This is a genomic window from Dyella sp. BiH032, assembly GCF_031954525.1.
Classification (GTDB): Bacteria; Pseudomonadota; Gammaproteobacteria; order Xanthomonadales; family Rhodanobacteraceae; genus Dyella_D.
In genome coordinates this window covers 4,238,774-4,264,756 of sequence record NZ_CP134867.1, presented here as the reverse complement: position 1 = coordinate 4,264,756, position 25,983 = coordinate 4,238,774, and the positions used below count along the sequence as shown (strand labels likewise).

Genomic DNA, 25,983 nt, shown 5'->3' with positions numbered 1-25,983 from the left:
CTTGCGCTCACGCTGGCGATGGCCTGCGACTGGCTGTTGGGCGAACCGCGCCGGGCGCATCCGCTGGTGGGATTCGGGCGTGCCGCGCGATGGATCGAGCAGAAGCTCTACCGCGACGCGCGCCGTGCCGGCGTGCTGGCCTGGGCGCTGGCGGTGCTGCCGCTGGTCGGCCTCGCGGGTGTCGCGCAGTCACAGCTGCGCGGGTTCGCGGGAATCGCCTTCGGCGTGGCGGTGCTTTACCTGGCGGTGGGCCATCGCAGCCTGGTCGAGCACGCGCGTCCCGTCGCCGACGCGCTGGAGCGCGGCGACCTCGATGCCGCGCGCACGCGCGTCGGACGCATGGTAAGCCGCGACACCGCGGCGCTGGACGCATGCGAGGTCGCGGCAGCGGCGACCGAGTCGGTGCTGGAGAACGGCAGCGATGCGGTGTTCGCCGCCTTGTTCTGGTTCGCGCTGCTGGGCGCGCCTGGCGCGGTGCTGTATCGGCTGGCGAACACGCTGGATGCCATGTGGGGTTATCGCAACGCGCGGTACGGCCACTTCGGCTGGGCCGCGGCCCGCGCCGACGACGTGCTCAACTGGCTGCCTGCACGCCTCACGGCATCGACCTACGCGCTGTTCGGCGGTGCGCCCGCATGGCGTTGCTGGCGCCGACAGGCGGCGCAGTGGGACAGTCCGAATGCCGGCCCGGTGATGGCGGCCGGCGCGGGCGCGCTGGGGGTGCGCCTGGGCGGCCCGGCGCCCTATGAAGGCGTGTGGGAGCACCGGCCCGTCCTCGGCGAAGGTGGCGATCCCGGCGCGGCAAGCGTGCGGGCCGCGCTGGCGCTGGTGCGCCGCGGCGTGCTGCTCTGGCTGGCCGTTGCGTGGGCGGCGACGCTGGTGTGGGAGCCTTGCCATGCTTGAACACGGCGGACAGCTTCTCCGCGCGTCGCGCGAGTACGGCATCGCGCCGGAAGCGTGGCTCGACCTTTCCACTGGCATCAGCCCGTTCGCTTGGCCGGTGCCCTTAATGCCTGCAGCGGTCTGGCATCGCCTACCCGAAGAAGACGACGGTCTGCTCGACGCGGCGCGCGCGTACTACGGGCAAGCGTCGCTGCTGCCGGTCCACGGTTCGCAGGCGGCGATCCAGGCCTTGCCGGCCTTGCGCGGGCATTCGCGTGTTGGCGTGCTGGCGCCGGGCTATGCGGAACATGCGCAGGCATGGGAGCGCGCAGGGCACGCGGTGGACCGCCTCGACGCCGCGGCGCTGTTCGCGCAGGCGCACCGCTACGACGTGGTCGTGCTCATCCACCCCAACAATCCCGGCGGCGAGCGCTTCGAACGCGAGGCGCTGCTGGCATTGCACGCGCAGTTGTCGCGCCGCGGCGGCTGGCTGCTGGTGGACGAAGCCTTCATCGACGCCACGCCCGAGCAAAGCCTCTGCATGGGGACTGCGCGGCCCGGCCTGATCGTGCTGCGCTCGGTCGGCAAGTTCTTCGGGCTCGCGGGCGCGCGCGCCGGTTTCGTCATGGCCGAACCTTCGCTGCTGGCGCAGCTGCATGAGCGGCTGGGGCCATGGAGCCTGGGCGGCCCGGCGCGCCATGCGGTGAAGCTGGCGCTGCGCGATAGCGCGTGGCAGGCGGCGCAGCGTCAGCGCCTGCAATCGGCGAGCGAGCGCCTGGCGGCCTTGCTCGCGCGCCATGGATTGATGCCCGACGCCGGGTGCGCGTTCTTCCAGTGGTGCCGCATAGCGCGGGCCGCAGCGCTGCAGGGCGCGCTCGCGCGGCGCGGCGTATGGGTCCGCCTGTTCGAACATCCGGCCAGCCTGCGCTTCGGGCTGCCGGGCGACGAGGCCGCGTTCGCGCGGCTGGAGGAGGCGCTGGCGAGTTGCCGCGCCATGCTTGATGACATCCAAGAGGTCGCGCCATGAGCGCTCGGGTACTGATGGTGCAGGGCTGCACGTCCGATGCGGGCAAGAGCACGCTGGTTGCCGCGCTGTGCCGCTGGCTGCGTCGCCGCGGCGTGGCGGTGGCGCCGTTCAAGCCGCAGAACATGGCGCTGAATTCGGCGGTGACCGAGGACGGCGGCGAGATCGGCCGCGCCCAGGCCGTGCAGGCGCAGGCGGCCGGCGTGCCGCCGCATACCGACTTCAATCCAGTGCTGCTCAAGCCCAACTCGGATGTCGGTGCGCAGGTGATCGTGCACGGGCGCGCGGTGGGCAATATGGATGCACTGGACTATCACGCCTACAAACGAGTCGCGATGGATGCGGTGCTGGCCTCCCACGCGCGATTGACCGAGCGCTACGCGGCCGTCGTGGTGGAAGGCGCGGGAAGCCCTGCCGAGATCAACCTGCGCGACCGCGACATCGCCAACATGGGCTACGCCGAGGCGGTGGATTGCCCGGTCGTGCTGGTGGCCGACATCGATCGCGGCGGCGTGTTCGCGCACCTGGTCGGCACGCTGGCGCTACTGTCGGATAGCGAGCGCGCGCGGATCGCCGGGTTCGTCATCAATCGCTTCCGCGGCGACATCGCATTGCTGCAGCCGGGCCTGGCGTGGCTGGAACGGGAAACCGGCAAGCCGGTGCTGGGCGTGCTGCCCTATATGCACGGCCTGCACCTGGAGGCCGAGGACGCCTTGCCGCGCGATGTTCTTCCGCGCGGCGCCGGCGCGCTGCGCGTTGCCGTGCCGGCGCTGCCGCGCATCAGCAACCACACCGATCTCGATGCGCTGCGCGCGCATCCGCAGGTGGAACTGATGCTGGCCGGGCCGGGCGATGCGCCGCCGCCCTGCGATCTGATCGTGCTGCCAGGATCCAAGTCGACGCGCGCCGATCTGGCCTGGCTGCGCGCGAACGGATGGCCGGAGGCGATCGCGCGGCATCTGCGCTATGGCGGCAAGGTGATCGGCATCTGCGGCGGCTTCCAGATGCTGGGACGCGCCGTGCATGACCCACTCGGCATCGAAGGCCCGCCCGGTTCCAGCGAAGGCCTGGGTTGGCTGGACATGGAAACCGTGCTGGAGCCCGGCAAGCAGCTGCGGCATGCGACCGGCCGGCTGGTGCTGGACGATGCGGCCGTCGCTGGCTATGAAATCCACTGCGGACGCAGCGAGGGCCCGGCCCTGGCCACGCCGGCGTGCGTGTTCGACGATGGCCGGCGCGATGGCGCGATGTCGGCCGACGGGCAGGTGATCGGTTCGTATCTGCATGGCCTGTTCGACCAGCCCGCCGCATTGCAGGCCTGGCTGTGCTGGGCCGGGCTGGACGCGCCCGCGCCGCTCGATGTGCATGCGCTGCGCGAGGCCAGCTTGGAGCGCCTTGCCGACGCGATCGACGCGCACCTGGACGTCGCCCGCCTGGCGGCGCTGCTCGGCGTGGAGGCGGCATGCGCAGCCTGATCCTGGGTGGTGCCCGTTCGGGCAAGAGCGCGCTGGCCGAACGTATGGCCATCGCCATCGGGGTGGAGGTGGTCTACGTCGCCACCGCGCAGCCGCGGGACGACGAGATGGCGGCGCGGATTGCCCATCATCGCGCGCGCCGTCCTATCGGCTGGTTGAGCGTGGAGGAGCCGCTGGCGCTCGCCGCCACCCTCCGCGCTCAGGCGCGCCCCGACCGGTGCGTGCTGGTGGATTGCCTAACGTTGTGGCTGAGCAATCTGCTGGGTGACGAGGACACGAAACGCTTCGCGCATGAACGCGCGGCGCTGCTCGATGCGGTGCCGACCCTGCCCGGGATCCTTCTGCTGGTGAGCAACGAGGTCGGCTCGGGCGTGGTGCCGATGGGGGAGCTGAGCCGGCGTTTCGTCGACGAGGCCGGACGTTTGCACCAGGCGCTGGCCGCGCAGTGCGAACAAGTGTTGTGGGTGACCGCCGGCCTGCCGCTGGCGCTGAAAGGGGAACGACCTTGAATATCGACTGGCTGCATGATCCCTGTCGCTTGCCGGACGCCGGCAGCGCAGCTGCGGCGCGGGCGCGCCAGGCATGCCTGACCAAGCCGCCCGGTTCGCTCGGCGCGCTGGAGACAGCGGCGGTGACGCTGGCGGGATTGCAGGGTGCAGAACGTCCTTCGCTGGGGCGCGTATGGATCAGCGTGTTCGCCGGCGACCACGGTGTGGCGGAGGAGGGCGTCTCGGCGTTCCCGCAGGCGGTGACCGGCGAGATGCTGCGCAACTTCGCGCGGGGCGGCGCCGCGATCAGTGTGTTGGCGCGGGAGTTGGACGCCACGCTGGAAGTGGTGAACCTGGGCACGGTGAACGACCCCGGTCCGCTGGACGGCGTGCGGCGCGCATACATCGCCGCGCAGACGGCGAATGCGACGCTGGCACCGGCCATGACGCCGGCACAGTTCGAAGCCGCGCTGCAGGCGGGCCACGACAGCGTGCATGCGGCGCGCGCCGCGGGAGCGAATCTGTTCGTCGGCGGCGAGATGGGCATCGGCAATACCACCGCGGCAGCGGCGCTGGCCTGCGGCCTGCTCGACGTGGCTCCGGACCTGCTTGCCGGTGCCGGCACCGGCTTGGACGGCCCCGGCATCGTCCGGAAGGCCGCGGTGGTGCAGCGCGCGCTTGCCCTGCATCGGGAGGCGGCCACGCCCTTGGAATGGCTGCGCCGCGTCGGCGGTTTCGAGATCGCCGCCCTGGCCGGTGCCTACGTGGCGGCGGCGCAATGCGGCCTGCCCGTACTGGTGGATGGCTTCATCGCTACCGCGGCGGCGCTGGCGGCGGTGCGCGTGCAGCCGGGATGCCGCGCATGGATGATGTTCTCGCACTGTTCGCACGAGCGTGGACACGCACGCCTGCTGGCGGCGCTGGAGGCAGAACCGCTGCTCGACCTGGGGCTGCGCCTGGGCGAAGCCAGCGGTGCCGCGCTGGCGGTGCCGCTGCTGCGCCTGGCCTGTGCCCTGCACGGCGGCATGGCGACATTCGCGGAAGCAGGAGTGTCCGAGGCATGAGCGCGATGATCGATCTGCTTCGCCACGGCGATACGGGGCAGCGCAGCTATCGCGGTCAGCTCGACGATCCATTGAGCGATCTGGGTTGGGCGCAGTTGCGTGCAGCCGTGGAAGGACGGCATTGGGAGCTGGTGGTGTCGTCGTCGCTGCGGCGGTGCGCCGAGTTCGCGCAGGAACTGGCGGCATCGCGCCGGTTGCCGTGCAGGATCGATCCGCGCCTGGCCGAATACCATTTCGGGGCGTGGCAGGGCGTGCCGGTCGAGGCGCTGGCGGAAACACAGGGAGAGGCGCTGGCGCGGTTCTGGGCCGACCCCGTCGCCCATCCGCCGCCGGGCGCCGAGACATTCACGCAGTTCCGGCAGAGGCTGGGCGCCGCGCTCGACGACGTCGCGGACGAAGCGCGTGGCCGCGACGTTCTGGTGGTCACGCACGGCGGCGCGATCCGGTTGCTGCGGTGCTGGGCCGAAGGCCGCGGCTATGGCGACATGGCGGGTATCGAGGTACCGCATGCGTCGCTACATCGGCTGGTATGGCGCACGGCGGAGACCGGAGCGTGATCGCTGGCCTGCTGGTCGCGATCGGTTTTCTTACGCGTATCCCCGTGCCGCGGCAAGCCTTCGCCGATGCCAGCGCGCGGACACGTTCGCTGTGCTGGTATCCAGCCGTCGGACTGCTGCTCGGCACGTTGCTGTGCGTCTTCGCATGGGCGATCCGCGCGTGGCCGCCGATGCTCGCCGCCGCGGCCACGCTCGCGGCGTGGGTGGCGCTGACCGGCGCTTTGCACCTGGACGGCCTGGCCGACAGCGCGGATGCGTGGATCGGCGGCCTGGGCGATCGCGAGCGCACGCTGGCGATCATGAAAGACCCGCGCTCCGGCCCCGGCGGCGTGGTGGCGGTGGTGCTCGTGCTGCTGCTGAAGTTCGCCGCGCTGGCGAGCGCGCCGTCGTGGCCTGGCCTCTTGCTGGCACCGCTGCTGGGGCGGACGGCGCTGACTGTTGCCTTCCTCGTCGTGCCTTATGTGCGAGCCGGCGGCATCGGCGAGGGATTGCGTGGCGCGCCGCGCGCGTCATGCCTGTCGATGGTCGTCCTCGCCGCGGTGGGATGTCTGTGCCTGGGCGGACCAGGCGTCGCGTCGTTGACGGCTACGCTCGTGGTATTCGCGATCTGGCGCCGCGCCTGTCTGCGCCGCCTGGGCGGCATGACCGGCGATACCTGCGGTGCGCTGGCGGAACTGACCGAGGCCGCAGTGCTCGTCGCGGTGGCGGTCGCGTAGGCCGGGAGCGTTTCCGGCCTACGCGACCGGGATCGATCACCAGCGGTAGGCCACCTTGCCGTAGACGTACGCGCCGTTGAAGCCGAACGGCGAGAACACGGAGTAGGGAAGCGTGCCGTTGTTGTCGTTGGCCGGGATCACCCGGTCCGGATAGGTGTCGAACACGTTGTCCGCACCGAGCGTGAACGTCCAGCGGTCCAGGTTGTAGTTCAGCGCCAAGTCGAGCAGCCACTTGCTGGCGAAGGTCTGGTCCAGCGCGGGATTGGTCGAGTTGTACGAGGTGAACTTGCCGTAGCGCGTCACCGTGCCGCTGACGCTCCAGCGATCGATGTTGTAGAGGCCGCTGAGGATGAGCTTGCTGCGCGGCGTGGTATCGGCGAGCAGGCCGTACTGGTCGCGGCGGTCGATGCGCTTCAGGTTGAGTCCTAGCGCGTCGAGTGCCGCGGGGTTTGCCTTGACGTCGGTGACCTTGTTCTTGTTGTAGTTATAGCTGAGCGTGGTCTGCAGCGTGCCGGCGTTGCCGAGGTCGAACAGATAGCTGGTGACCAGGTCCACGCCGCGCGTGCGCGTGTTCACCGCATTGGTGAAGTAGGCGATGCCGCTGTAGTTGAGGCCGGTGATGCCGTTGGCGGCCAGGTAGCTCTGCACCGCGGGCTTGCTGGTGGACAGGTTGCTGGACAGCACGATGCGGTTGTCGATGGTGATCTGGTAGAGATCCACGCTCAGGTTGAGCGCGTCGATCGGGTTCCACACCGCGCCGACGGTGAAGTTGCGCGACTTCTCCGGCTTCAGCGGTTCGCCGCCGAGCAGGCGCGCCACCGGGCTGGTGGAGGGCACGATGCCGGTGTTGTAGATGCCGGCCGGCAGCCCCAGCGAATTGCCGGCGCCGTAGTACAGCGACGACACATACGAGTAGTACTGCTGGGCCAGCGAAGGCGCGCGGAAGCCGGTGGAGGCACTGCCGCGCAGGGCGAAGCGGTCGGTGAAGTCGTAGCGCAGGGCCAGCGCGCCGGAGGTGGTGGTGCCGAAGTCGCTGTAGTCCTCGTGGCGCACGGCGAGCGAGCTGCCGAGCTTGTCGGTGAGGTTGGTCTCCAGGCTGATGTATTCCGCCACGTCGTGGCGCGAATGCGAGCCGGCGTTGGCCGGCTGGAAGCCGCCGAAGCCTTGCGCGCCGCCGGAGACGCCGGAGGTGCCGGTGTAGTACGAAGCGAGGTCGCCGGCGTCGATCTTGTACGCCTGGCGCAGGTATTCCGCGCCGAAGGCGAGCGTCACCGGATTCGGCAGCCAGCCGGTCGAGAACTCCTTGGCGATGTCCACGTCGAAGGCCTGCTGCGAGGCGGACAGGATGCCATCATGGAAGCTCGTCGGGCTGTAGCCGAAATCATGCAGGAAGGCGCGGTTGACGCTGTTCTGCGTGCCGTACGACACGCGGTTGCCGCCGTAGTTGGCGCTCACGTCCCAGCGCCAGCCGCCGGCGGTCTTGCCGCGCACGCCGAACACCAGCGACTGGTCCAGCGAATCCGAGTTCTCCAGCGGCAGGTAGCCGTTGGGGTAGAGCGACGGCACCGAGTTGCTGTTGGCGAGGTTGCGGAAGAACGCCGGAGAGGTGCTGTCGCGCTTGCCGACGTGGCCGAACGCGTACAGCTCGGCGGAGACGCCCAGTTTGTACTGGCCGTTGAGGAACAGATTGTGGTCGCCCACCTCCGGATCGCCGAAGCGCTGCGTGGTGCCCTCCCACGCACGGGTGCGATTGGGGCCGGCGCGGTTGCTGTAGTCCTGGTGACCATTCTGCAGGGTGAAGCGCAGCCAGCCCTGGTCGTTGTTCAGCGGCAGGCCGAAGTTGGCCGAACCCTGCCACTGGCGGCCGTCGCCGGCCGAGTACTGGCCGCCGGAGAGTTCGACCGCGCCGCCGTCGGCGCCGCCCTTGAGCACGATATTGATCACGCCGGCGATGGCGTCGGAGCCGTATTGCGCCGAGGCGCCGTCGCGCAGCACTTCGATGTGGTCGATCGCGGCCATCGGGATGGTGTTGAGGTCCACCGCCTGCGATCCGCGGCCGAGTACGCCGTTGGTGAGCAGGATCGCGCCGGGGTGCCAGCGCTTGCCGTTGACCAGCACCAGCACCTGGTCCGGCGATAGGCCTCGCAGCTGGGCGGGGCGCTGTGAGTCCGCCGTATCGGCGGCGGCGGGGCGCGGGAAGGTGAGCGACGGAATGATGCGCGCCAGCGCGGTGGACAGCTCGGCGGTGCCGGTCTGCTGCAACACCTTGGCCGAGACCACGTCGATCGGTGTCAGCGAACTGCTTTCGGTGCGATTGTCGGCGCGCGTGCCGGTGACGATCACCGTGCCGAGGTTCTTGGCCTTGTCGGGGGCTGGCGCGGGCGTGGCGTCCTGAGCCACGGCGCCGCCGGCGGACAGGGCCAGCAGCAGTGCGGACGCGAGCTTGTGGTATCGCTGGTGCATCTGGATTTCCCTCTTCGAATGTTTTGCTGTGACGCAGCAATCGCAGGCTAGACCCCGCATCGGCGCGGCGTCAATAGCCGTCTAGACGTCCATATGCCCGTTTGCGCCGCCTTAGCGCGGCTCGCGGCGCGGGCGCCGTCCCTCCCTGGGGTCGTAGCCTGCATGGCCGGGCGGGACATTGAAATCCCGCGAACCGACTCGATAATGACCGGCTGCCGGCGCCTGCGCCGGTCCGAAAGACGGAGCGACCATGCCTATCTATGAATTCGAATGCGGCGGCTGCGGCCATCGTTTCGACCGCCTGCAGAAGCTTTCCGACCCCGACCCCTCGGCCTGCCCGCAATGCGCGGCGGACGGGCAGGTGCATCGCCGCCTAAGCGCGCCCCAGTTCCGCCTGGCCGGCGGCGGCTGGTACGAGACCGACTTCAAGAAGGACGGCGACAAGAAGCGCAACCTGGCCGGCGATAGCGCGGCCGCGCCGGCCCCTGCGCCTGCACCCGCGCCGGCCCCGGCTTCGGGCGACTGAACCGTCGGCGACCGGCCGCAAGTTACGGCGGCCGGTTCGCAAGATATTCAATCGCGGTTGCCCTGGCTGAGGTAGCTTGGCCTCACCTTCAACACCGGGTGAAATTCGATGAGCGCTATCGGCAGGGGGATGTGGGCGGCGGTCGCCTTCGCTGCAGGAATGGCTTCGCTGGCGGCGCCGACCGCGCATGCCCAGTGGGACCGCGAGGGAACCGTCTATTGCGCGAGCGACAACGGGCGTTTCGTCCGCTGCCGCACGCCGTGGCCGCAGTCGCAGCTGTCCAAGCAGGTCTCCGACACGCGATGCATCTACGGCCAGACCTGGGGCAACGACCGCGGCAGCGTGTGGGTCGACAAGGGCTGCCGCGCCAACTTCGAACCGGCGCGCGGCGGTGGCTGGGGTGGCGGCTGGGGCGGCGACCGGCCGGGTTGGGGCGGTGACCGGCCCGGCTGGGATGACGATCGTCCCGGCTGGGGCGACGACCGTCCCGTGCAGGTCCGCTGCGACAGCAACGGAAACCGCCTGCAGTACTGTCCGGTGGATCTGGGCCGGGGCGGCCGCGTCAGGCTGATCCGCCGCCTCTCGGACTCGCGCTGCAATGAAGGCGAGAGCTGGGGCTGGGACCGCCGCGGCATCTGGGTGAACAACGGCTGCCGCGCGATCTTCCAGGTCGATCGCCGCTGGTGAGCCATCGGCGACGGGGCCGGGGTCCGCTTGGCGGGTCCCGGCCCCGTCGTTTTTCGGGGTGGCGTCAGGCGCCCCGGCGCCTCCGCAGCCCCTCCGGCAGGCCTGCCCTGTTAACATCCCAAGTCTTTTCCACGTCTCACGCCGCCGCGGCGGCCCGGAGTTTCAAGCGCATGCGCACGCATTACTGCGGCCTCATCGACGAGGCGCTGGTCGGCCAGACCGTCACCCTGTGCGGCTGGGTCAACACCCTCCGCCTGCAGAGCCACGTCGCCTTCGTGGACCTGCGCGACCATGAGGGCATCGCCCAGGTGGTGGTGGAGCGCGACAACGCCGAAGCGTTCGCGGTGGCCGGCGAGATCGGCTACGAGTACTGCCTGCGCGTGACCGGCACCATCCGCAAGCGCCTGTCCGCCAACGACAAGCTCAAGACCGGCACGGTGGAGCTGCTGGCGGACAAGGTGGAGATCCTCAACGCCGCGAAGGACCTGCCGTTCGCGCTGCACGAGAATCCCAACGAGGACATGCGGATGACCTACCGCTACCTCGACCTGCGCCGCCCGGACATGCAGCGCATGCTGCGCACCCGCATCAAGCTGGTGCAGGCGCTGCGCCGTTATCTCGATGCGCGCGGCTTCCAGGACATCGAGACGCCGATCCTGACCAAGGCCACGCCGGAAGGTGCGCGCGATTACCTAGTGCCCAGCCGCGTGCACCCGGGCCAGTTCTATGCGCTGCCGCAGTCGCCGCAGCTGTTCAAGCAGATCCTGATGATGGCCGGTTTCGACCGCTACTATCAGATCGCCCGCTGCTTCCGCGACGAGGACCTGCGCGCCGACCGCCAGCCGGAGTTCACTCAGCTCGACCTGGAGTTCGCCTTCGTCGAGGAGAAGGACGTGCAGGACTTCGTGGAGGAGTTGATCCGCCACGTGTTCAAGGAAGTGCAGGGCGTCGAGCTGGATGCCACCTTCCCGCGCATGACCTGGGCCGAGGCGATGCGCCGCTTCGGTTCGGACAAGCCGGACCTGCGCATCGCGCTGGAGCTGGTCGACGTAGCCGAGCTGCTCAAGCAAGTGGAATTCAAGGTATTCGCCGAGCCGGCCAACGATCCCGCCGGCCGCGTCGCCGCGCTGCGCGTACCGTCGGGCGGCAGCATGACGCGCAAGGAGATCGACCAGCTCAGCGAATACGTCGCCAAGTACGGCGCCAAGGGCTTGGCCTGGCTGCGCGTGGACGACCTGGACAAGGGCCGCGATGGCATCAACTCGCCGGTAGCCAAGTTCCTCGACGACGCCACGCTGAGCGCCTTGCTCAAGGCGACGGGCGCGCAGTCCGGCGACATGGTGTTCGTCGGTGCGGGCAGGTGGAAGACGGTGACCGACTTCATGGGCGCGCTGCGCCTGAAGGTGGGCAAGGACCGGGGCCTGGTGGAGAACGCCTGGAAACCGCTGTGGGTCACCGACTTCCCGATGTTCGAGTACGACGACGAGGAGCAGCGCTTCGTGGCCCTGCACCATCCGTTCACCGCGCCGAAGGTGGACGATATCGCCGACCTGCGCGCCAATGCCGCCATCGCGGTAAGCCGCGGCTACGACATGGTGCTCAACGGCAACGAGATTGGCGGCGGCTCCATCCGTATCCATCGCCCCGACATGCAGAGCGCGGTATTCGACTTGCTCGGCATCGGCCCGGAGGAGGCGGAGGCGAAGTTCGGCTTCCTGCTGAAGGCGCTGAAGTTCGGCGCGCCGCCCCACGGCGGCCTGGCCTTCGGCATCGACCGCATCGCCGCGCTGATGGCCGGTACGGAGTCGATCCGCGACGTGATCGCCTTCCCCAAGACCACCAGCGCGCAGGACTTGATGACCGACGCGCCGTCGGCCGTGCCGGAAGTCCAGCTCAAGGAGCTCCACGTGCGCGTGGCGGCGGAGCCGTCGAACGGCTGAGCGTTTCCGCGGTCCAACGGCGGGATGTGTGACGGACGGGTCAGCCCGCTGGGGCTGGCCCGTTCTATCGTTGCTTTCTTTGCTCCGGATGCCCGCTGTCGCCGATGACCGACCATGTGATCCTGCTGCACGGCCTGTGGATGCGCGGCTTCGCGCTGCTCATGCTGCACCGCCGCCTGATGGAAGCGGGATTCCGCGTGCATCGCTTCGACTACATGAGTGTGGCGGCGACGCAGGAGCAGACCATCGGCCGCCTGCACGCGCGCATGCGCGCCCTGGCCTCGGAGAACGGCTCGGTGCACCTGGTAGGCCACAGCCTGGGCGGGTTGCTGGCCCTGCGCGCCTGCCTTGACGATCGCGAACTGCCCAGGGGGCGGATCGTCTGCCTGGGTTCTCCGCTCAAGGGCAGCGCCGCGGCGCGCGCTTTCGCCAATCTCGGCGGCCGGGGCGGCGGCGCGCTGCTCGGGCACAACCGGGCGCTTCTCGAATATGGCTTCGACCAGTGGACGGGCACCCGCGAGGTAGGTGTGATCGCCGGCCGCATGCCGATCGGGCTGGGGCGCGTGCTCGGCCAGTTCGATGGCGAGCATGACGGTACCGTGGCCGTCGCGGAGACCGAGCTGCCCGGCATCGCCGACCATTGCGTGGTGGAGGCCAATCACACGGGCCTGCTGTTCTCCGTGGAGACCGGACGGCAGGTGGCCGGCTTCCTGCGCCAGGGGCGTTTCGATCGCGCGCTGCCCTGAAAGGCGCATTCCCATGCGCTTTTTCGTCGCGGCAGGGCAGTTTCGGGGTGCCGCCTTGCCAGGCTGGCGTGCGGAGGGGATAAAATTCGCCCCTTTCCGCACGCAGCACGCCAGGAATACGCCATGGGTAGAGGCCCGTCCATCGAAGGTCGCAAGAACGCCGAAGACGCCAAGCGCGCCAAGGTGTTCACCAAGCTGATCCGCGAAATCACCATCGCCACCCGCGGCGGCGCGCCCGACCCGGCGGCCAATCCGCGCCTGCGCGCGGCGGTCGACAAGGCGCTGGCGGCCAACATGACCAAGGACACCATCGAGCGCGCGATCAAGCGCGGCTCCGGTGCCGAGGGCGGCGCGGACATGCACGAGGTGCGCTACGAGGGCTACGGTCCCGCCGGCACCGCGCTGATCATCGACTGCGTCACCGACAACCAGACCCGCACCGTGGCCGACGTGCGCGCCGCGCTCAACAAGAATGGCGGCAACATGGGCACCACCAATTCGGTGGCGTTCCAGTTCACCCGCGTGGGCCAGGTGGTGGTGCACACCGGCGGTGACGGGGACGTCGAGGCGAAGCTGGAAGAATCGGCGATCGAGAACAACGCCGAGGACATCGTGATCGAGAACGGCGTCGGCACCGTGCTGCTCGCCGCCGACCCCATCGCCGTGGAAGCCATGCGCAAGGCGCTGGTGGCCGCGGGCTTCGAAGTGGACGGCTCGGACGTGGTGATGCGCCCGAACGGTCCGCTGGTGACGCCGACCGGCGACGCGCTGGAGCAGTTCGAGAAGCTGCTCGAACGCCTCAACAGCCTCGACGACGTCGACGAGGTCTACCACAACGCCGTGCTGCCGGCCCAGGACGCGTAAGGCCCGCCGGGCCTTCCGCTCCTTCATCGCTGGCGGCCCTTCGCAGTCATGACGCGCATCATCGGCATCGATCCGGGCAGCCAGCGCACTGGCGTGGGCATCATCGACGTGGACGCCGCGGGCAAGTTGTCGCACGTGTTCCACGGCGCCCTGATGGTGGCCGGCGAGGCCGCGTTCCCGCTGCGCCTGAAACGCATATTTGACGAGCTGTGTGACATCATCGCCAAGCATCGGCCGGACGAGTGCGGCATCGAGCGGGTGTTCATGGCGCGCAACGCCGATTCGGCGCTGAAGCTTGGGCAGGCGAGGGGGGCCGCGATCTGCGCGGTGGTCAGCCGGGGGATCGCGGTGCACGAATATGCGGCGACGGAAGTGAAGCAGTCGGTGGTCGGCAGCGGCCGTGGCGACAAGACCCAGGTGCAACACATGATCGGCGTATTGCTGGGCCTGAAGGGCCCCTTGCAGGCGGATGCCGCGGACGCGCTGGCGATCGCCGTGGCCCACGCGCATACGCGCGCAAGCCTCGCCCGCGTAGGCATTCCCCGCACCGCATGGAGGCGCCGTCGATGATCGGCCGGCTTCGCGGCATCCTGGTGTCCAAGCAGCCGCCTTGGCTGATGATCGAAGTGGGCGGTGTGGGCTACGAGCTCGAGGCGCCGATGTCCACCATCTACGACCTTCCCTCCACCGGCAAGGAAGTCACGCTGCTCACCCACTATGCGGTGAAAGAAGACAGCGTGGCGCTCTACGGTTTCATGCACGAGGCCGAGCGCGCGCTGTTCCGCAATCTGCAGAAAGTCAGCGGGATCGGCGCGAAGATCGCGCTGTCCGTGCTTTCCGGTGTCTCCACCAACGATTTCGCGCGCCTGGTGCAGGCGGGCGACGTGGTCGCGCTCACCAAGATCCCCGGTATCGGCAAGAAGACCGCCGAACGCATGGTGGTGGAGCTGCGCGACCGTGTCGACGGCCTCGCGGTGAGCCTGCCGGGCGCCATGGGCAAGGGGGCTGGCGCACCGCTGGATCCGGCCGGTGAGGCGACGGTGGCTCTGCAGCAGTTGGGCTACAAGCCGGCCGAAGTCACGCGGCTGGTCCAGAAAGTGGCGGCGGATGGGGACAACGCCGAAGCGATCATCCGCAAGGCGCTGCGCGCCGCATTAGGGAGCTGAGCTCGTGAGCCAGGACAACCTGCACGGCACCGACGCCGACATCAAGCGCCGCCTCGCCGCCCTCGCGCTGGGTGCGATCGGTGTGGTGTACGGCGACATCGGCACCAGCCCGCTGTACACCCTGCAGACGACACTGAGCCACGACGGCATGAAGCCGACGCCGGAAAGCATCTTCGGCGTGCTGTCGCTGATCTTCTGGGCGGAGATCATCGTGGTCTCGCTCAAGTACGTGGTCTTCATCATGCGCGCCGACAACAAGGGCGAGGGCGGCATCATGGCGCTGCTCGCGCTGGCGCTGCGCAGCGCCAGGGGCGATGCGCGGATGCGCTGGATCCTGGCCATCCTCGGTATTTTCGGCGCGGCGTTGTTCTACGGCGATGGCGTGATTACCCCAGCCATTTCGGTGCTGTCCGCGGTCGAAGGTATGAAAGTGGCCGTGCCGGACCTGCCGCACTGGGTGATTCCGGTGACGTCGGTGGTGATCCTGTTCCTGCTGTTCGCCTTGCAGCGCCACGGTACCGAACGGGTGGGCAAGCTGTTCGGGCCGGTGATGGTGATCTGGTTCGTGGTGATCGCCGGGCTGGGCGTGCAGATGATCGCCCAGAACCCGCACGTGCTGCTGGCGCTGAACCCGATGTATGGCGTGAAGTTCTTCATGAGCCATGGCATGCAGGCTTTCATTGCGTTGGGCGGCGTCGTGCTGGCGTTGACCGGCGCCGAGGCGCTGTATGCGGACATGGGGCACTTCGGCAAGAAACCCATCCGACTGGCCTGGTTCGGTTTCGTGCTGCCGGCGCTGATGCTCAATTACTTCGGCCAGGGTGCACTGCTGCTGGACCATCCGGACGCCATCGATAATCCGTTCTTCAAGCTGGTGCCCAAGGTGATGCTGTACCCGATGATCGGCCTGGCGACGATCGCGACGGTGATCGCGTCGCAGGCGGTCATCTCGGGTGCCTTCTCCATGACCCGCGAGGCGATGTCGCTGGGCTACTCGCTGCGCATGCCGATCGTGCATACCTCGCGCGAGATGTCCGGCCAGATCTTCGTGCCGTGGGTGAACACCTTCCTGCTGGTGATGGTGCTGATCGCGGTGCTGGGCTTCCGCAGTTCGGAGAACCTGAGCGCGGCCTACGGCATCGCGGTGACCGGCACCATGACGGTCACCACCATCCTCGCGCTGGTGGTGGCGCGCTACCAGTGGCACTGGAGCCGGCTCACCGTGGCGTTCGCCGGCTTGCTGCTGCTGGCCATCGACCTTTCGTTCCTGAGCGCCAACGTGATCAAGATCGAGTACGGCGGCTGGTTCCCGCTGGTACTTGGCGTGGGCGTGTTCATCGTGATGACCACCTGGCGGCGCGGTCGCGAGCTGGTGGTGCGCGAGATCAAGCAGTCCGGCCTGGCGTTGGAACCCTTCATCGAGAACGTGGGCGAGCATCCGCCGCTGCGCGTGCCGGGGACGGCGGTATTCCTCACCGCCAACCAGAACGCGGTGCCGCACGCGCTGCTGCACAACCTCAAGCACAACAAGGTGCTGCACGAACGCAACGTGCTGTTGACGGTGGAGATGCTGGAGACGCCGGTGGCGGATGCCGACGAGCGCATCCACATCACTTCGCTGGGCGGCGACTTCTACGGGCTCGAGTTGCGCTTCGGCTTCGCCGAGGACCCGAACATCCCGCAGGCGCTGTCGCGCTGCTCGAAGGCTGGGCTGGCCTTCGACATGATGGACACGACGTTCTTCCTCTCGCGCGAAACGATCATCGCCGACGAGCGCCGCCCGGGCATGGCCCTGTGGCGGGACAAGCTGTTCGCCTTCATGGCGCGCAACGCGCTGCCGGCGACGGCGTTCTTCCAGATTCCCGGCAACCGGCTGATCGAGCTGGGCGCGCAGGTCGAGATTTAAGCCGCGCGACCGATCGGCGCGCTCCGGCCGCCATGGGCCGGAGCCGGTCAGGTAGGGAATAGGGGTGGGAACGGGTAGAATGCCGCGACGGCGCCGAGCGCCCCCGATTCCGCCCTCCGAGTCCATCCGCCCGCATGGCCGACCACCGCATCATCACGTCCGCCGCCCAGCTGGACGACGAGGCCCTGGAAGCCTCGATCCGCCCCAAGCGGCTGGCGGAATACCTCGGCCAGCAGGCGGTGCGCGAGCAGCTGTCGATCTACATCGAAGCCGCCCGCAAGCGGGGCGCAGCGCTGGACCATGTGCTGATCTTCGGGCCGCCGGGCCTGGGCAAGACGACGCTGTCGCACGTGATCGCCAATGAGCTGGGGGTCAACGTGCGGTCCACTTCCGGGCCGGTGCTGGAGCGTGCGGGCGACCTGGCTGCGCTGCTGACCAACCTCGAGCCGCACGACGTGCTGTTCGTGGACGAGATCCATCGCCTTTCCCCCGTGGTGGAGGAAGTGCTCTACCCGGCGATGGAGGACTTCCAGATCGACATCATGATCGGCGAGGGGCCCGCCGCCCGCTCGATCAAGCTGGACCTGCCGCCTTTCACCCTGATCGGCGCGACCACCCGCGCCGGCCTGCTGACGGCGCCGCTGCGCGACCGCTTCGGCATCGTGCACCGCCTGGAGTTCTATACGCCCGACGAGCTGACCGCGATCGTGCGTCGCTCGGCGCGCATCCTGGGCATCCCCTGCGACGTGGAAGGCGCCCAGGAGATCGCCCGTCGGTCGCGCGGCACCCCGCGCATCGCCAACCGCCTGCTGCGCCGCGTGCGCGACTACGCCGAAGTGCGCGCGGGCGGCCAGATCACCTATGCGGCCGCCCAGGCTGCGATGGACATGCTGAAGGTCGATGCCGAGGGCTTCGACGAGCTGGATCGGCGCCTGCTGGCCACCATCATCGAGAACTTCGATGGCGGCCCGGTTGGGGTGGAGTCCCTGGCGGCAGCGCTCAGCGAGGACCGCGGCACCCTCGAGGACGTGGTCGAGCCCTACCTCATCCAGCAAGGCTTCTTGGTGCGCACCGCCCGCGGCCGCATGGCAAGCGCCAAGGCATGGCGCCACCTGGGCCTTACCCCGCCGCCGCGCCAGCCGCTGCCGGCCGATCTGTTCTCCACGGGCGATACCGATGTCTGATGCCGAGCTCGAACCCTCCCCGGGCAGCTTCCGCTGGCCGGTCCGCGTCTATTGGGAGGACACGGACGCCGGCGGCGTGGTCTACCACGCCAGCTATCTGCGCTTCATGGAAAGGGCCCGCACCGAATGGCTGCGCGGCCAGGGCATCGACCAGTCGGCGGTCAAGGAGGCTACCGGGCTGGCCTTCCTGGTGCGCGACATGCACATCGACTTCCTGCGCGCCGCCGTGCTGGACGATGAACTGAGCGTGACGGTCGAGGTCAAAGAGCGCCGTGCAGCCAGTATCCTGTTCGGCCAGACGATAAGCCGGGCGGACGGTATCCCGCTGATCCAGGCGCAGGTGCGCGTGGCATGCGTGGACCTCCACCACATGCGCCCGGCCAAGATCCCGGCCGACCTGATTCCCGGCCTACCCCCAATCAAGTAACCCGCGGCGGAGAACGCTCAAGCAATGAACGGTGGACTGAACATTTTCAAGCTCGTCGCGGAAGCGAGCCTCCTGGTGCAGCTCGTGATGCTCGTGCTGCTGGTGTTCTCCTTCCTGTCGTGGGTGATCATCATCCGCAAGCACCAGCAGCTGAAGTCCGCGATGGACGAAGCGGAGAGCTTCGAGGAGCGCTTCTGGTCCGGTGCCGACCTGGCCCAGCTGTTCCGCGAGGTGAGCGGACGCGGCACCAAGAACGGCGGCATGGAGACCGTCTTCGAGTCGGGCTTCCGCGAGTTCGCCCGCCAGCGCCAGCGCCGCACGCACGAGATGCGCGTAGTGATCGAGGGCACCGAGCGCGCGATGCGCGTGGCGGGTACCCGCGAGATCGGCCGCCTGGAACGCAATCTGGAGTTCCTCGCCAACGTCGGTTCGATCAGTCCCTACGTGGGCCTGTTCGGCACCGTCATCGGCATCATGGGCGCCTTCCAGGGCCTGGGCGAAGTGAAGGACGTGACCATCGCCGTGGTGGCGCCGCACATCTCCGAGGCGCTGATCGCCACCGCCATGGGCCTGTTCGCGGCGATCCCGGCGGTGTGGGCCTACAACCGCTTCGCCAACAAGGTCGATCGCGTGGCGTCGCGCTACGAGGTATTCCAGGAGGAGTTCTCCTCCGTCCTGCAGCGTCAGATCCAGACCGACGAAGCCGCCTGAGGCGGGGGTCCGAAGCCATGCGTAGTTCCGCGCGCCACAAGCGCTTCAAGCTCAAGTCCGAGATCAACGTCGTGCCTTACATCGACGTGATGCTCGTGCTGCTGATCATCTTCATGGTGACCGCGCCGATGATGAATCTCGGCGTGGACATCCAGCTGCCGCAGACCCAGGCCAAGTCGCTGCAGGACAAGAAGGACCCGATCGTGGTCTCGGTCGACGAGAACGGCCAGATCTACCTGAGTACCCAGGGGTCCAAGCGCGAGGCAGTGAGCGCTGACGAGTTCAAGGCGAAGATCACGGCCTTCCAGAAAGAGAACCCGGACCTGCAGGTACTGGTGGCGGGTGACCAGCGCGCCAACTATGGCAAGGTGTACCTGATCCTGCCGATCCTGCAGGAAGCGGGCGTGTCCAAGATCGGCCTGATGAGCCAGCCCGAGTCGAGCGGGAAGCATGGACGACCGTAAGGGCACGCCCAAGGCGGTCGTTCTCTCCGCCATCCTGCACCTGGGCATCGTGGGCTTCCTGGCCCTCGCGATCGTGCCCTGCTCGTTCTACGAAAGCCTGTTCGAGACCCTGCACCTGCCGGCGGACTGGAACCCGATCGCCTGCGCCAAGCCGCTGCAGCTGCCGGGGCAGATCATCGAAGCGACTCTGATCGGCCCCACGGGGGCTCCGCCGCCGAAGGCCCAGAAGGCCAAGCCGATACCCGACACCACGCCGCCGCCCCCGACGGTGCCGCCGCCGACCCCGCAGGAGCAGGCGCCGGTGGTGAAGACCTTGCCGCCGCCGCCTGAGCATCCTGACATCAAGGATCAGGAGAAAGTGGTGGCCGATGCGCTGCAGAAGGCCGAGGACGCCAAGCGCGAGCAGGAACAGCGCGAGCGGCAGCGGCAGGCGGAATTGGACGCCCAGGCGGCCAAGCAGAAGGAAGAAAAGAAGAAGCTGGACGACTTGTTCGCCCAGATGGACAAGGCCGAGCAGGCGCGCCAGAAGCTGGAAAACAAGGCCAAGCAGGCCAAGCAGCAGCTGGACGACCTGAAGGACGCCAAGGACGACGGCGAGGCCAATCTACCCAAGGCCGACCAACGCCAGACCGGCCAGAGTGGCCCCGACAACAGCCTGCTGGCCCAGTACCAGGCGGCGATTCAGAACGCCGTCACTCAGAATTGGCTCCGCCCGGATAACATGCCGAGCATTCCGTGCGTCGTGCACATCGTGCAGCTGCCGGGCGGCGATGTGATGAGTGCCAAAGTCGACTCCTCCTGTCCTTATGACGAGGCGGGCAAGCGCTCCATCGAGAACGCCGTCCTCCGCGCCCAGCCCTTGCCGTACAAGGGGTTCGAGAGCGTGTTCAAACGGAACATTGATTTCACCTTCAGGCCGCAGTGATCAAGCCCATGCGCAAATTGAGCTCAGCTTTCGCCTTCGTCCTGCTGGCAGTGACCGGCCTATTCGCCGGCCAGGCCGCAGCCCAGTCGCTCAACGTCGACATCGTCGGTGGCTTGAAGACCGCCACCCCGATCGCCGTGGTCCCGTTCGCCCAGCAGGGCGGGGCACCGCTGCCGACCGACGTCGCCGACGTGATCCGCAACGATTTCAACCGGTCGGGCAAGTTCCGTTCGCTGGCCAAGAGCGAAATCGTGGAAACGCCGTCCAAGGGCGCGGACATCAAGTTCCCGACCTGGCGCCTGCTCAAGCAGGACTTCCTCACCATCGGCCGCATCAGCGACGCCGGCGGCGGCATGCTCCGCGTCGAGTACGAACTGTGGGACGTCAACAAGCAGCAGAGCCTGCTGGCCCAGGCCTTCACCGCCCCGGCCGGCGACCTGCGCGGCGTGGCCCACCAGATCGCCGACCAGATCTACGAGAAGATCACCGGCGTCCGTGGCGCCTTCTGGACGCGCATCGCCTACATCACGGCCGTGGGGCTGGGCAATAACACAACCTATTCGCTGATCGTGGCCGATTCGGATGGCTTCAATCCGCAGGTGGTGGCTCGCTCCCGCGAGTCCCTGCTGTCGCCGCACTGGTCGCCGGACGGCAAGAAGATCGCCTACGTGTCGTTCGAGAGCGGCAACTCGGCCATCTACGTGCAGGACATCACCACCGGCCAGCGCCAGCTGGTATCGGCCCGTCCCCGCGGCATCAACAGCGCGCCGGCCTGGTCCCCGGACGGCAGCAAGCTGGCGATCTCCCTGTCCTACTCGGGCAACCCCGAGATCTACGTCATGGACGTGGCCAGCCGCCAGGAGACCCGCCTGACCAAGACCCTGTCGATCAATACCGAGCCGGTGTGGTCCCCGGACGGCCAGAGCATCTACTTCACCTCCGACCGCTCCGGCCGGCCGCAGATCTACCAGATGCCGGCCTCGGGCGGCGGCGCCAACCGCATCAGCTTCCAGGGCCAGAACAACCTGAGCGCCGACGTCAGCTACGACGGCAAGCAGGTCGCCATGGTGCAGGGCAACGGGAACGTGTATCGTATTGCGGTCATGGACCGCAGTCTGGGTGGGCAGGTGCGTTTCCTCTCGCCGGGCCCGATCGATGAGTCCCCGAGCTTCGCGCCCAACGCCAGCATGCTGCTGTATGCCGCTACCGAGGGACGGCGCGGCGTGCTGTATGCCGTTTCGGCCGATGGACAGGTTCGCCAGCGCCTCGTGCTTGCCGACGGCGACGTGCGCGAACCCTCCTGGGGACCGTACCGGCAGCGTTGAATTCCCGGCCGTCGCGCTCTTGGGCGCGGCGGCCTTTAGGATCAGGGTCGGCGCAAGGGCTTGAGTCCTTTCGCCGGCCCGGTCGCCCATCGGGCTACAGGCCTGGCGGGTGGCCGGCGAGGCGGCTAACCGTCGGCGCCGGTATCAAGGTGTCACAATAACAGCCGGTCCACCGGCGATCACTGTCCTGTAACCGCAATCGCTATTGACTGTCGGAACTCAAACCCGTTTGAAGGAACGTTCACCATGAAGAAGACCGTTCGCGTCGCCCTGGTCGCCCTGCTCTGCGTTGGCGCGGCCGCATGCTCGAAGAAGCAGGAAGTCAAGCCGCAGCAGCCGGTTGACCAGACCCCGGTGGCTACCACCCAGCCGTCGACCTCGGGCAAGTACACCCCGGAAGACCTCGATCGTGACGCGTGCCTGCGTCAGCGCGTCGTGTACTTCGATTTCGACAAGGATGAGATCAAGCCGGAGTTCCAGCAGATCATGGCGTGCCACGCCAAGTACCTGCAGGATCGCCCGACCGCCCAGATCCGCCTGGAAGGCAACACCGACGAGCGCGGCACGCGCGAGTACAACCTGGGCCTCGGCGAGCGCCGCGGCAATGCCGTTTCCAGCGCCCTGACCGCCGCCGGCGGCTCGGCCAGCCAGCTGAACGTGGTCAGCTACGGCAAGGAGAAGCCGGTGTGCCGTGAGCACAACGAGGACTGCTGGGGCAAGAACCGCCGCGTCGAGATCGTCTACACGGCCAAGTAAGCATGAAGCAGCCACTGGCTAATCGTTTCACGGCCAGGCTCAGCATGGCGGGCGCATTTGCGTCCGCCATGCTTTTTGCCGTCCCGGCACTGGCGCAGGATTCCCGCCTCAGTCTTGCCGACCGCGTCGCGCGGCTCGAGCAGCAGGCGCAGAACCAGGACCAGGGTGGCGTCGGCATGGTCAATCAGATGCAGGCGCTGCAATCGCAGATGCGGCAGATGCAAGGCCAGATCGAGGAGCTGCAGCACCAGCTGCAGGAACTCAAGGATTCCAACAAGGCGCAGTACACCGATCTCGATTCGCGTATCGGGCGCCTTGAGCAGCACGGTGCGGGCGGCCAGGCCGCGGCAGCCGGCGGCGCGAGCGCTCCCGCAGCTGCAGGCAGCAGCGCCGGCACGCCCGCTCCCGTGGCAGCCAATGCGGCTGCCGATGCAAAGGGCAAAGGAAAGGAGGCCACTGCCGCACCCGCCGCTTCGCCGGGCGACCAGGCAGCGGCCCAGGCTGCCTACGACACGGCCTTCAAGGCGCTGCGCGGCGGCGACTACGTGCAGGCTTCGCGCGGCTTCCGCACCTTCATCCAGCAGTATCCGGACAGCCCGCTGACGCCAAATGCGTATTACTGGCTGGGCGAGTCCTACTACGTGACCATGAACTATCCGGTCGCGCTCGAGGCCTTCCAGCGCCTGCTTTCCCAGTTCCCGCAGAGCGACAAGGCGCCGGACGCGATGCTCAAGCTCGGCTACAGCCAGCTGGAGCTCAAGCAGGGCGACGCCGGCAAGGCGACGCTGAAGTCGGTCACCGCCAAGTATCCGGGCTCGAAGGCTGCCGGCCTCGCCCAGGAACGCCTGCGCCGCCTGCAATCGCAGCCGGCCAACTGAGGTTCCGGCGGTGAACGAGGGCAACGCAAACGTGGTGCCCACCACGTCGACGCCGGCCGTGGCCGAGCGCCTGCGCGTCACCGAGATCTTCCATTCGATCCAGGGCGAGGCCGATGCGCTCGGCTGGCGCACGGTGTTCGTGCGGCTCACCGGCTGTCCGCTGCGCTGCGTGTGGTGTGATACCGAGTATTCGTTCTACGGCGGCGACTGGCGCGCAATCGACGACATCCTGGCCGAGGTGGCTTCGCATGGTGTCCACCATGTGTGCGTAACCGGCGGCGAGCCGTTGGCGCAGAAGCGCTGCCTGATCCTGCTCGAGCGCCTTTGCGATGCGGGCTACGAAGTGTCGTTGGAGACCTCCGGCGCCCTGGACGTGGCACCGGTCGATCCGCGCGTGCGCAAGGTAATGGACCTGAAGGCGCCGGACTCCGGCGAAAGCAAGCGCAATCTCTGGTCGAACCTGGAACACCTGCTGCCGCACGACCAGGTGAAGATCGTCATTGCCAGCCGCGCCGACTACGAGTGGGCGCGCGAGGCGGTGGCTTCGCATGCGATCGATCGGCGCTGCATGGTGCTGTTCTCGCCCGTGCACGGCAAGGTCAATCCGCGCGAGCTCGCCGAATGGATCATCGAGGATAAGCTCCCGGTGCGGTTCCAGCTCCAGCTGCACAAGCTGCTGTGGAACGACGAGCCGGGGCATTGAGTCGCGCACCGCGCCGGCTGGCGCGCTGACGCAGACGGTTTTCCGCGCGCCGGCTTGTGTCGCCGGTGGCGTTTTCCGGCCGGTGACCGGCCAGACCCTGAGTGGATGACATCATGTCCGAAACCTCTCCCCGCAAGGCCGTCGTGCTCGTTTCCGGCGGCATGGATTCCGCCGTCACCATCGCCATCGCGCGTGAACAGGGCTATCAGGTGCACGCCTTGAGCGTGGCCTACGGCCAGCGCCACAGTTCCGAACTTGAGGCATCCGCGCGCGTCGCGCGGATGCTCGGCGCGGTCGAGCACAAGACGGTGCACGTCGACCTTCGCTCCATCGGCGGCTCGGCGCTCACGGCCGACATCGACGTACCGCTCGATGCGGACCTGCATGGCGAGTCCGGCGGCATTCCAGTGACCTACGTGCCCGCCCGCAACACCATCATGCTGTCGATCGCGCTGGGCTGGGCCGAAGTGCTCGGGTCGAGTGACATCTGGTGCGGCGTCAACGCGGTCGATTACTCCGGCTATCCCGATTGCCGGCCGGCGTTCATCGAGGCCTTCGAGCGCCTTGCCAACGTAGCGACCAAGGCGGGCGTGGAGGGCGCGGGCATTCGCATCCACGCGCCGCTCATGCGCATGGGCAAGGCCGATATCGCGCGCGAGGGCGATCGCCTGGGCGTGGACTTCGGCGAGACCGTGAGCTGCTATCAGGCCGATGCGCAGGGCCGCGCCTGCGGGCATTGCGATGCGTGCCGCCTGCGCGCGCAGGGGTTCCGCGAGGCGGGGCTGCCCGATCCCACGCGTTACGTTTGAACGTCGTTCCGCAGGAGCGGGAAGATCGGCCGAAAAGATGCTTTGCTTGTGCCACGGGCGCGCTCACCTTAAAATCGCCCGCTTGGCTTGAATGCCAGGGCCGTTAGCTCAGCCGGTAGAGCAGCGGACTTTTAATCCGTTGGTCGACAGTTCGAATCTGTCACGGCCCACCAAACGAAGGATCCGCGGCGACGCGGGTCCTTATTTTTTGCCAACCGCGGCACAGAGCGTAGGAATAGTCCGATTCCTACGCCATCCACCTAAGCGGAAAGTGCGCTTACGGCCGCTAGCATCGCTGCAGGGCATGCATGCCGGGCTGCCCGTCACCTGATTCATCGACTACCCCCGCCGGGGTTTGGAGGTCTCCATGAAACGTCTACTGGCTTTGGCCGTGACCGCGGCGCTGACGGCAGCAAGCGCAACCGCATGGGCGGCGCCCAAGGATCACGACTGGGACAACGGTCCGGGCAACAACCCCAAGGCCCAGGGGCGCCACGACAACGGCAAGCACCGCGGCTGGGAGAAGCAGGCTTATCGACGCGGCGAGCGTCTGCCGGATCGCTTCTACACGCGCGACTACTACGTCACCGACTACGAGCGTTATCACCTGCGCCGGCCGGAACCGGGCTATCGCTACATCCGCAGCGACGATGGCCAGATCTTCCTGACGGCCGTGGCTACGGGCCTGATCGTCGACATCATGCTCGGCAACTGAGCGACTCGCGCCGTTGCGTAGAAAAAAAGCCCGCTCTCGAGCGGGCTTTTTCTTGCTCTGCATGGGACTGAGCCTCAGTCCTTGCGAACCATCTGCTCGAGGATCACCAGCAGGGCGCGCCGCTGTTCGCGCGTGAGTCGGCTGATCATGCCGAAAAGCCGGGCCTGCTCGCGGTTGTCGACCCGATAGGGCGCGGTGGCGTCCTGGACCTTCATGAAGCCCTTCGGCTCGCCACGGCCAGTGGCGAGCCACTCGAAACTCACGCCGAAGCGCCCCGCGATCTCGGTCAAGCGTTTGGTTTCCGGCCTGGCCATCTCGTTGAGCCATTTGCGCGCGGTCTCGCGCGATACGCCGAACATGTCGGCAAGCTTGGTCGCGCGTCCGCGCCCCTTGCTCATGCCGATCAGATCCATAGCCAGATGCAGGCGCTGCGAAAACCCATTCATTGCCAAGGGAGACTCCTTCTCGCTGTGCGGCGGACGGCCGGTGCGGCGCGGTCCGCGTGGATCGAAAACTGGAGTCTTCATTGTTGTTGATCTGATCGGGAAGGTAGGCAATTTCGAATTGTTTAAGCAGTCCACT

At 67.9% G+C, this 25,983-nt stretch carries 28 protein-coding genes and 1 tRNA gene; 27 read left to right on the top strand and 2 right to left on the bottom strand.

Translation table 11 applies throughout. The annotated features are described in order from the left end of the window. Positions 1-18 precede the first annotated feature (18 nt). From cbiB to RKE25_RS18770, 7 genes are read left to right on the top strand one after another with little or no spacing between them, the layout of a single operon-like run. Positions 19-903 carry an adenosylcobinamide-phosphate synthase CbiB gene (gene cbiB / locus RKE25_RS18800; RefSeq protein ID WP_311842433.1) on the top strand — a complete coding sequence of 295 codons (885 nt, stop codon included), beginning with the start codon at positions 19-21 and terminating at the stop codon, positions 901-903. Beyond that, positions 896-1,909 (top strand): threonine-phosphate decarboxylase CobD, encoded by a 1,014-nt coding sequence (gene cobD / locus RKE25_RS18795; RefSeq protein WP_311839613.1) that lies wholly within the window; start codon positions 896-898, stop codon positions 1,907-1,909. The genes cbiB and cobD overlap by 8 nt, the downstream gene beginning before the upstream one ends. Then, positions 1,906-3,381 carry a cobyric acid synthase gene (locus RKE25_RS18790; RefSeq protein ID WP_311839612.1) on the top strand — a complete coding sequence of 492 codons (1,476 nt, stop codon included), beginning with the start codon at positions 1,906-1,908 and terminating at the stop codon, positions 3,379-3,381. Before cobD ends, RKE25_RS18790 begins: the two co-directional genes overlap by 4 nt. Next, positions 3,369-3,890 (top strand): bifunctional adenosylcobinamide kinase/adenosylcobinamide-phosphate guanylyltransferase, encoded by a 522-nt coding sequence (gene cobU, locus RKE25_RS18785; protein WP_311839611.1) that lies wholly within the window; start codon positions 3,369-3,371, stop codon positions 3,888-3,890. Before RKE25_RS18790 ends, cobU begins: the two co-directional genes overlap by 13 nt. Then, positions 3,887-4,933 carry a nicotinate-nucleotide--dimethylbenzimidazole phosphoribosyltransferase gene (gene cobT / locus RKE25_RS18780; RefSeq protein WP_311839610.1) on the top strand — a complete coding sequence of 349 codons (1,047 nt, stop codon included), beginning with the start codon at positions 3,887-3,889 and terminating at the stop codon, positions 4,931-4,933. Before cobU ends, cobT begins: the two co-directional genes overlap by 4 nt. Continuing rightward, on the top strand, positions 4,930-5,490 hold the full coding sequence (locus RKE25_RS18775; RefSeq protein ID WP_311839609.1) for a histidine phosphatase family protein: 561 nt from the start codon (positions 4,930-4,932) through the stop codon (positions 5,488-5,490). Before cobT ends, RKE25_RS18775 begins: the two co-directional genes overlap by 4 nt. Next, positions 5,487-6,206: an adenosylcobinamide-GDP ribazoletransferase gene (locus tag RKE25_RS18770; protein WP_311839608.1), complete on the top strand. Its 720-nt coding sequence runs from the start codon at positions 5,487-5,489 to the stop codon at positions 6,204-6,206. The genes RKE25_RS18775 and RKE25_RS18770 overlap by 4 nt, the downstream gene beginning before the upstream one ends. Before the next feature lie 36 nt (positions 6,207-6,242). Here the strand turns inward: RKE25_RS18770 and RKE25_RS18765 are convergent, their stop codons facing one another. After that, a complete protein-coding gene (locus tag RKE25_RS18765) occupies positions 6,243-8,669 on the bottom strand; it encodes a TonB-dependent receptor (RefSeq protein ID WP_311839607.1) in 2,427 nt (808 codons plus the stop codon). Between the two features lie 250 nt (positions 8,670-8,919). On the opposite strand from RKE25_RS18765, the gene RKE25_RS18760 reads away from it, so the two are divergent. The 20 genes from RKE25_RS18760 (at position 8,920) to RKE25_RS18665 (ending at position 25,401) form a co-directional block, all read left to right on the top strand. Then, positions 8,920-9,195, top strand: a complete 276-nt coding sequence (locus RKE25_RS18760; protein ID WP_311839606.1) for a zinc ribbon domain-containing protein — start codon at positions 8,920-8,922, stop codon at positions 9,193-9,195. 108 nt (positions 9,196-9,303) lie between these two features. After that, a complete protein-coding gene (locus RKE25_RS18755; RefSeq protein ID WP_311839605.1) occupies positions 9,304-9,882 on the top strand; it encodes a DUF3011 domain-containing protein in 579 nt (192 codons plus the stop codon). 170 nt (positions 9,883-10,052) lie between these two features. Continuing rightward, complete coding sequence (gene aspS, locus RKE25_RS18750; RefSeq protein WP_311839604.1) at positions 10,053-11,822, top strand: aspartate--tRNA ligase; 1,770 nt, start codon at positions 10,053-10,055, stop codon at positions 11,820-11,822. A gap of 104 nt (positions 11,823-11,926) precedes the next feature. Next, a complete protein-coding gene (locus tag RKE25_RS18745) occupies positions 11,927-12,568 on the top strand; it encodes an alpha/beta hydrolase (RefSeq protein WP_311839603.1) in 642 nt (213 codons plus the stop codon). 123 nt (positions 12,569-12,691) lie between these two features. Next, positions 12,692-13,432 carry a YebC/PmpR family DNA-binding transcriptional regulator gene (locus RKE25_RS18740; protein ID WP_311839602.1) on the top strand — a complete coding sequence of 247 codons (741 nt, stop codon included), beginning with the start codon at positions 12,692-12,694 and terminating at the stop codon, positions 13,430-13,432. Between the two features lie 48 nt (positions 13,433-13,480). Next, positions 13,481-14,002, top strand: a complete 522-nt coding sequence (gene ruvC / locus RKE25_RS18735; protein WP_311839601.1) for a crossover junction endodeoxyribonuclease RuvC — start codon at positions 13,481-13,483, stop codon at positions 14,000-14,002. Beyond that, complete coding sequence (ruvA, locus tag RKE25_RS18730; protein WP_311839600.1) at positions 13,999-14,598, top strand: Holliday junction branch migration protein RuvA; 600 nt, start codon at positions 13,999-14,001, stop codon at positions 14,596-14,598. Before ruvC ends, ruvA begins: the two co-directional genes overlap by 4 nt. Before the next feature lie 4 nt (positions 14,599-14,602). Next, positions 14,603-16,504 carry a potassium transporter Kup gene (locus tag RKE25_RS18725; RefSeq protein WP_311839599.1) on the top strand — a complete coding sequence of 634 codons (1,902 nt, stop codon included), beginning with the start codon at positions 14,603-14,605 and terminating at the stop codon, positions 16,502-16,504. A 134-nt stretch (positions 16,505-16,638) separates the two neighbouring features. Continuing rightward, a complete protein-coding gene (gene ruvB, locus RKE25_RS18720; RefSeq protein ID WP_311839598.1) occupies positions 16,639-17,688 on the top strand; it encodes a Holliday junction branch migration DNA helicase RuvB in 1,050 nt (349 codons plus the stop codon). After that, positions 17,681-18,115: a tol-pal system-associated acyl-CoA thioesterase gene (ybgC, locus tag RKE25_RS18715; protein WP_311839597.1), complete on the top strand. Its 435-nt coding sequence runs from the start codon at positions 17,681-17,683 to the stop codon at positions 18,113-18,115. The genes ruvB and ybgC overlap by 8 nt, the downstream gene beginning before the upstream one ends. A gap of 24 nt (positions 18,116-18,139) precedes the next feature. Continuing rightward, positions 18,140-18,826, top strand: a complete 687-nt coding sequence (gene tolQ, locus RKE25_RS18710) for a protein TolQ (protein ID WP_311839596.1) — start codon at positions 18,140-18,142, stop codon at positions 18,824-18,826. Between the two features lie 17 nt (positions 18,827-18,843). Further along, positions 18,844-19,290, top strand: coding sequence for a protein TolR (tolR, locus tag RKE25_RS18705; RefSeq protein WP_311839595.1), 447 nt, complete (start codon positions 18,844-18,846; stop codon positions 19,288-19,290). Beyond that, on the top strand, positions 19,277-20,215 hold the full coding sequence (locus RKE25_RS18700; protein ID WP_311839594.1) for a cell envelope integrity protein TolA: 939 nt from the start codon (positions 19,277-19,279) through the stop codon (positions 20,213-20,215). The genes tolR and RKE25_RS18700 overlap by 14 nt, the downstream gene beginning before the upstream one ends. Positions 20,216-20,223: 8 nt before the next feature. Further along, positions 20,224-21,540 carry a Tol-Pal system beta propeller repeat protein TolB gene (gene tolB, locus RKE25_RS18695; protein WP_311839593.1) on the top strand — a complete coding sequence of 439 codons (1,317 nt, stop codon included), beginning with the start codon at positions 20,224-20,226 and terminating at the stop codon, positions 21,538-21,540. Between the two features lie 246 nt (positions 21,541-21,786). Further along, on the top strand, positions 21,787-22,296 hold the full coding sequence (gene pal, locus RKE25_RS18690; protein WP_311839592.1) for a peptidoglycan-associated lipoprotein Pal: 510 nt from the start codon (positions 21,787-21,789) through the stop codon (positions 22,294-22,296). Between the two features lie 2 nt (positions 22,297-22,298). Beyond that, positions 22,299-23,174, top strand: coding sequence for a tol-pal system protein YbgF (ybgF, locus tag RKE25_RS18685; RefSeq protein ID WP_311839591.1), 876 nt, complete (start codon positions 22,299-22,301; stop codon positions 23,172-23,174). Between the two features lie 31 nt (positions 23,175-23,205). Further along, positions 23,206-23,877: a 7-carboxy-7-deazaguanine synthase QueE gene (queE, locus tag RKE25_RS18680; RefSeq protein ID WP_311842432.1), complete on the top strand. Its 672-nt coding sequence runs from the start codon at positions 23,206-23,208 to the stop codon at positions 23,875-23,877. A gap of 113 nt (positions 23,878-23,990) precedes the next feature. Then, positions 23,991-24,686 (top strand): 7-cyano-7-deazaguanine synthase QueC, encoded by a 696-nt coding sequence (queC, locus tag RKE25_RS18675; protein ID WP_311839590.1) that lies wholly within the window; start codon positions 23,991-23,993, stop codon positions 24,684-24,686. A 97-nt stretch (positions 24,687-24,783) separates the two neighbouring features. Beyond that, positions 24,784-24,859: transfer RNA gene (locus tag RKE25_RS18670), tRNA-Lys, on the top strand. A gap of 194 nt (positions 24,860-25,053) precedes the next feature. Then, a complete protein-coding gene (locus RKE25_RS18665) occupies positions 25,054-25,401 on the top strand; it encodes an RcnB family protein (protein WP_311839589.1) in 348 nt (115 codons plus the stop codon). Between the two features lie 74 nt (positions 25,402-25,475). Here the strand turns inward: RKE25_RS18665 and RKE25_RS18660 are convergent, their stop codons facing one another. Then, a complete protein-coding gene (locus RKE25_RS18660; protein ID WP_311839588.1) occupies positions 25,476-25,982 on the bottom strand; it encodes a helix-turn-helix transcriptional regulator in 507 nt (168 codons plus the stop codon). Position 25,983: the final 1 nt, after the last annotated feature.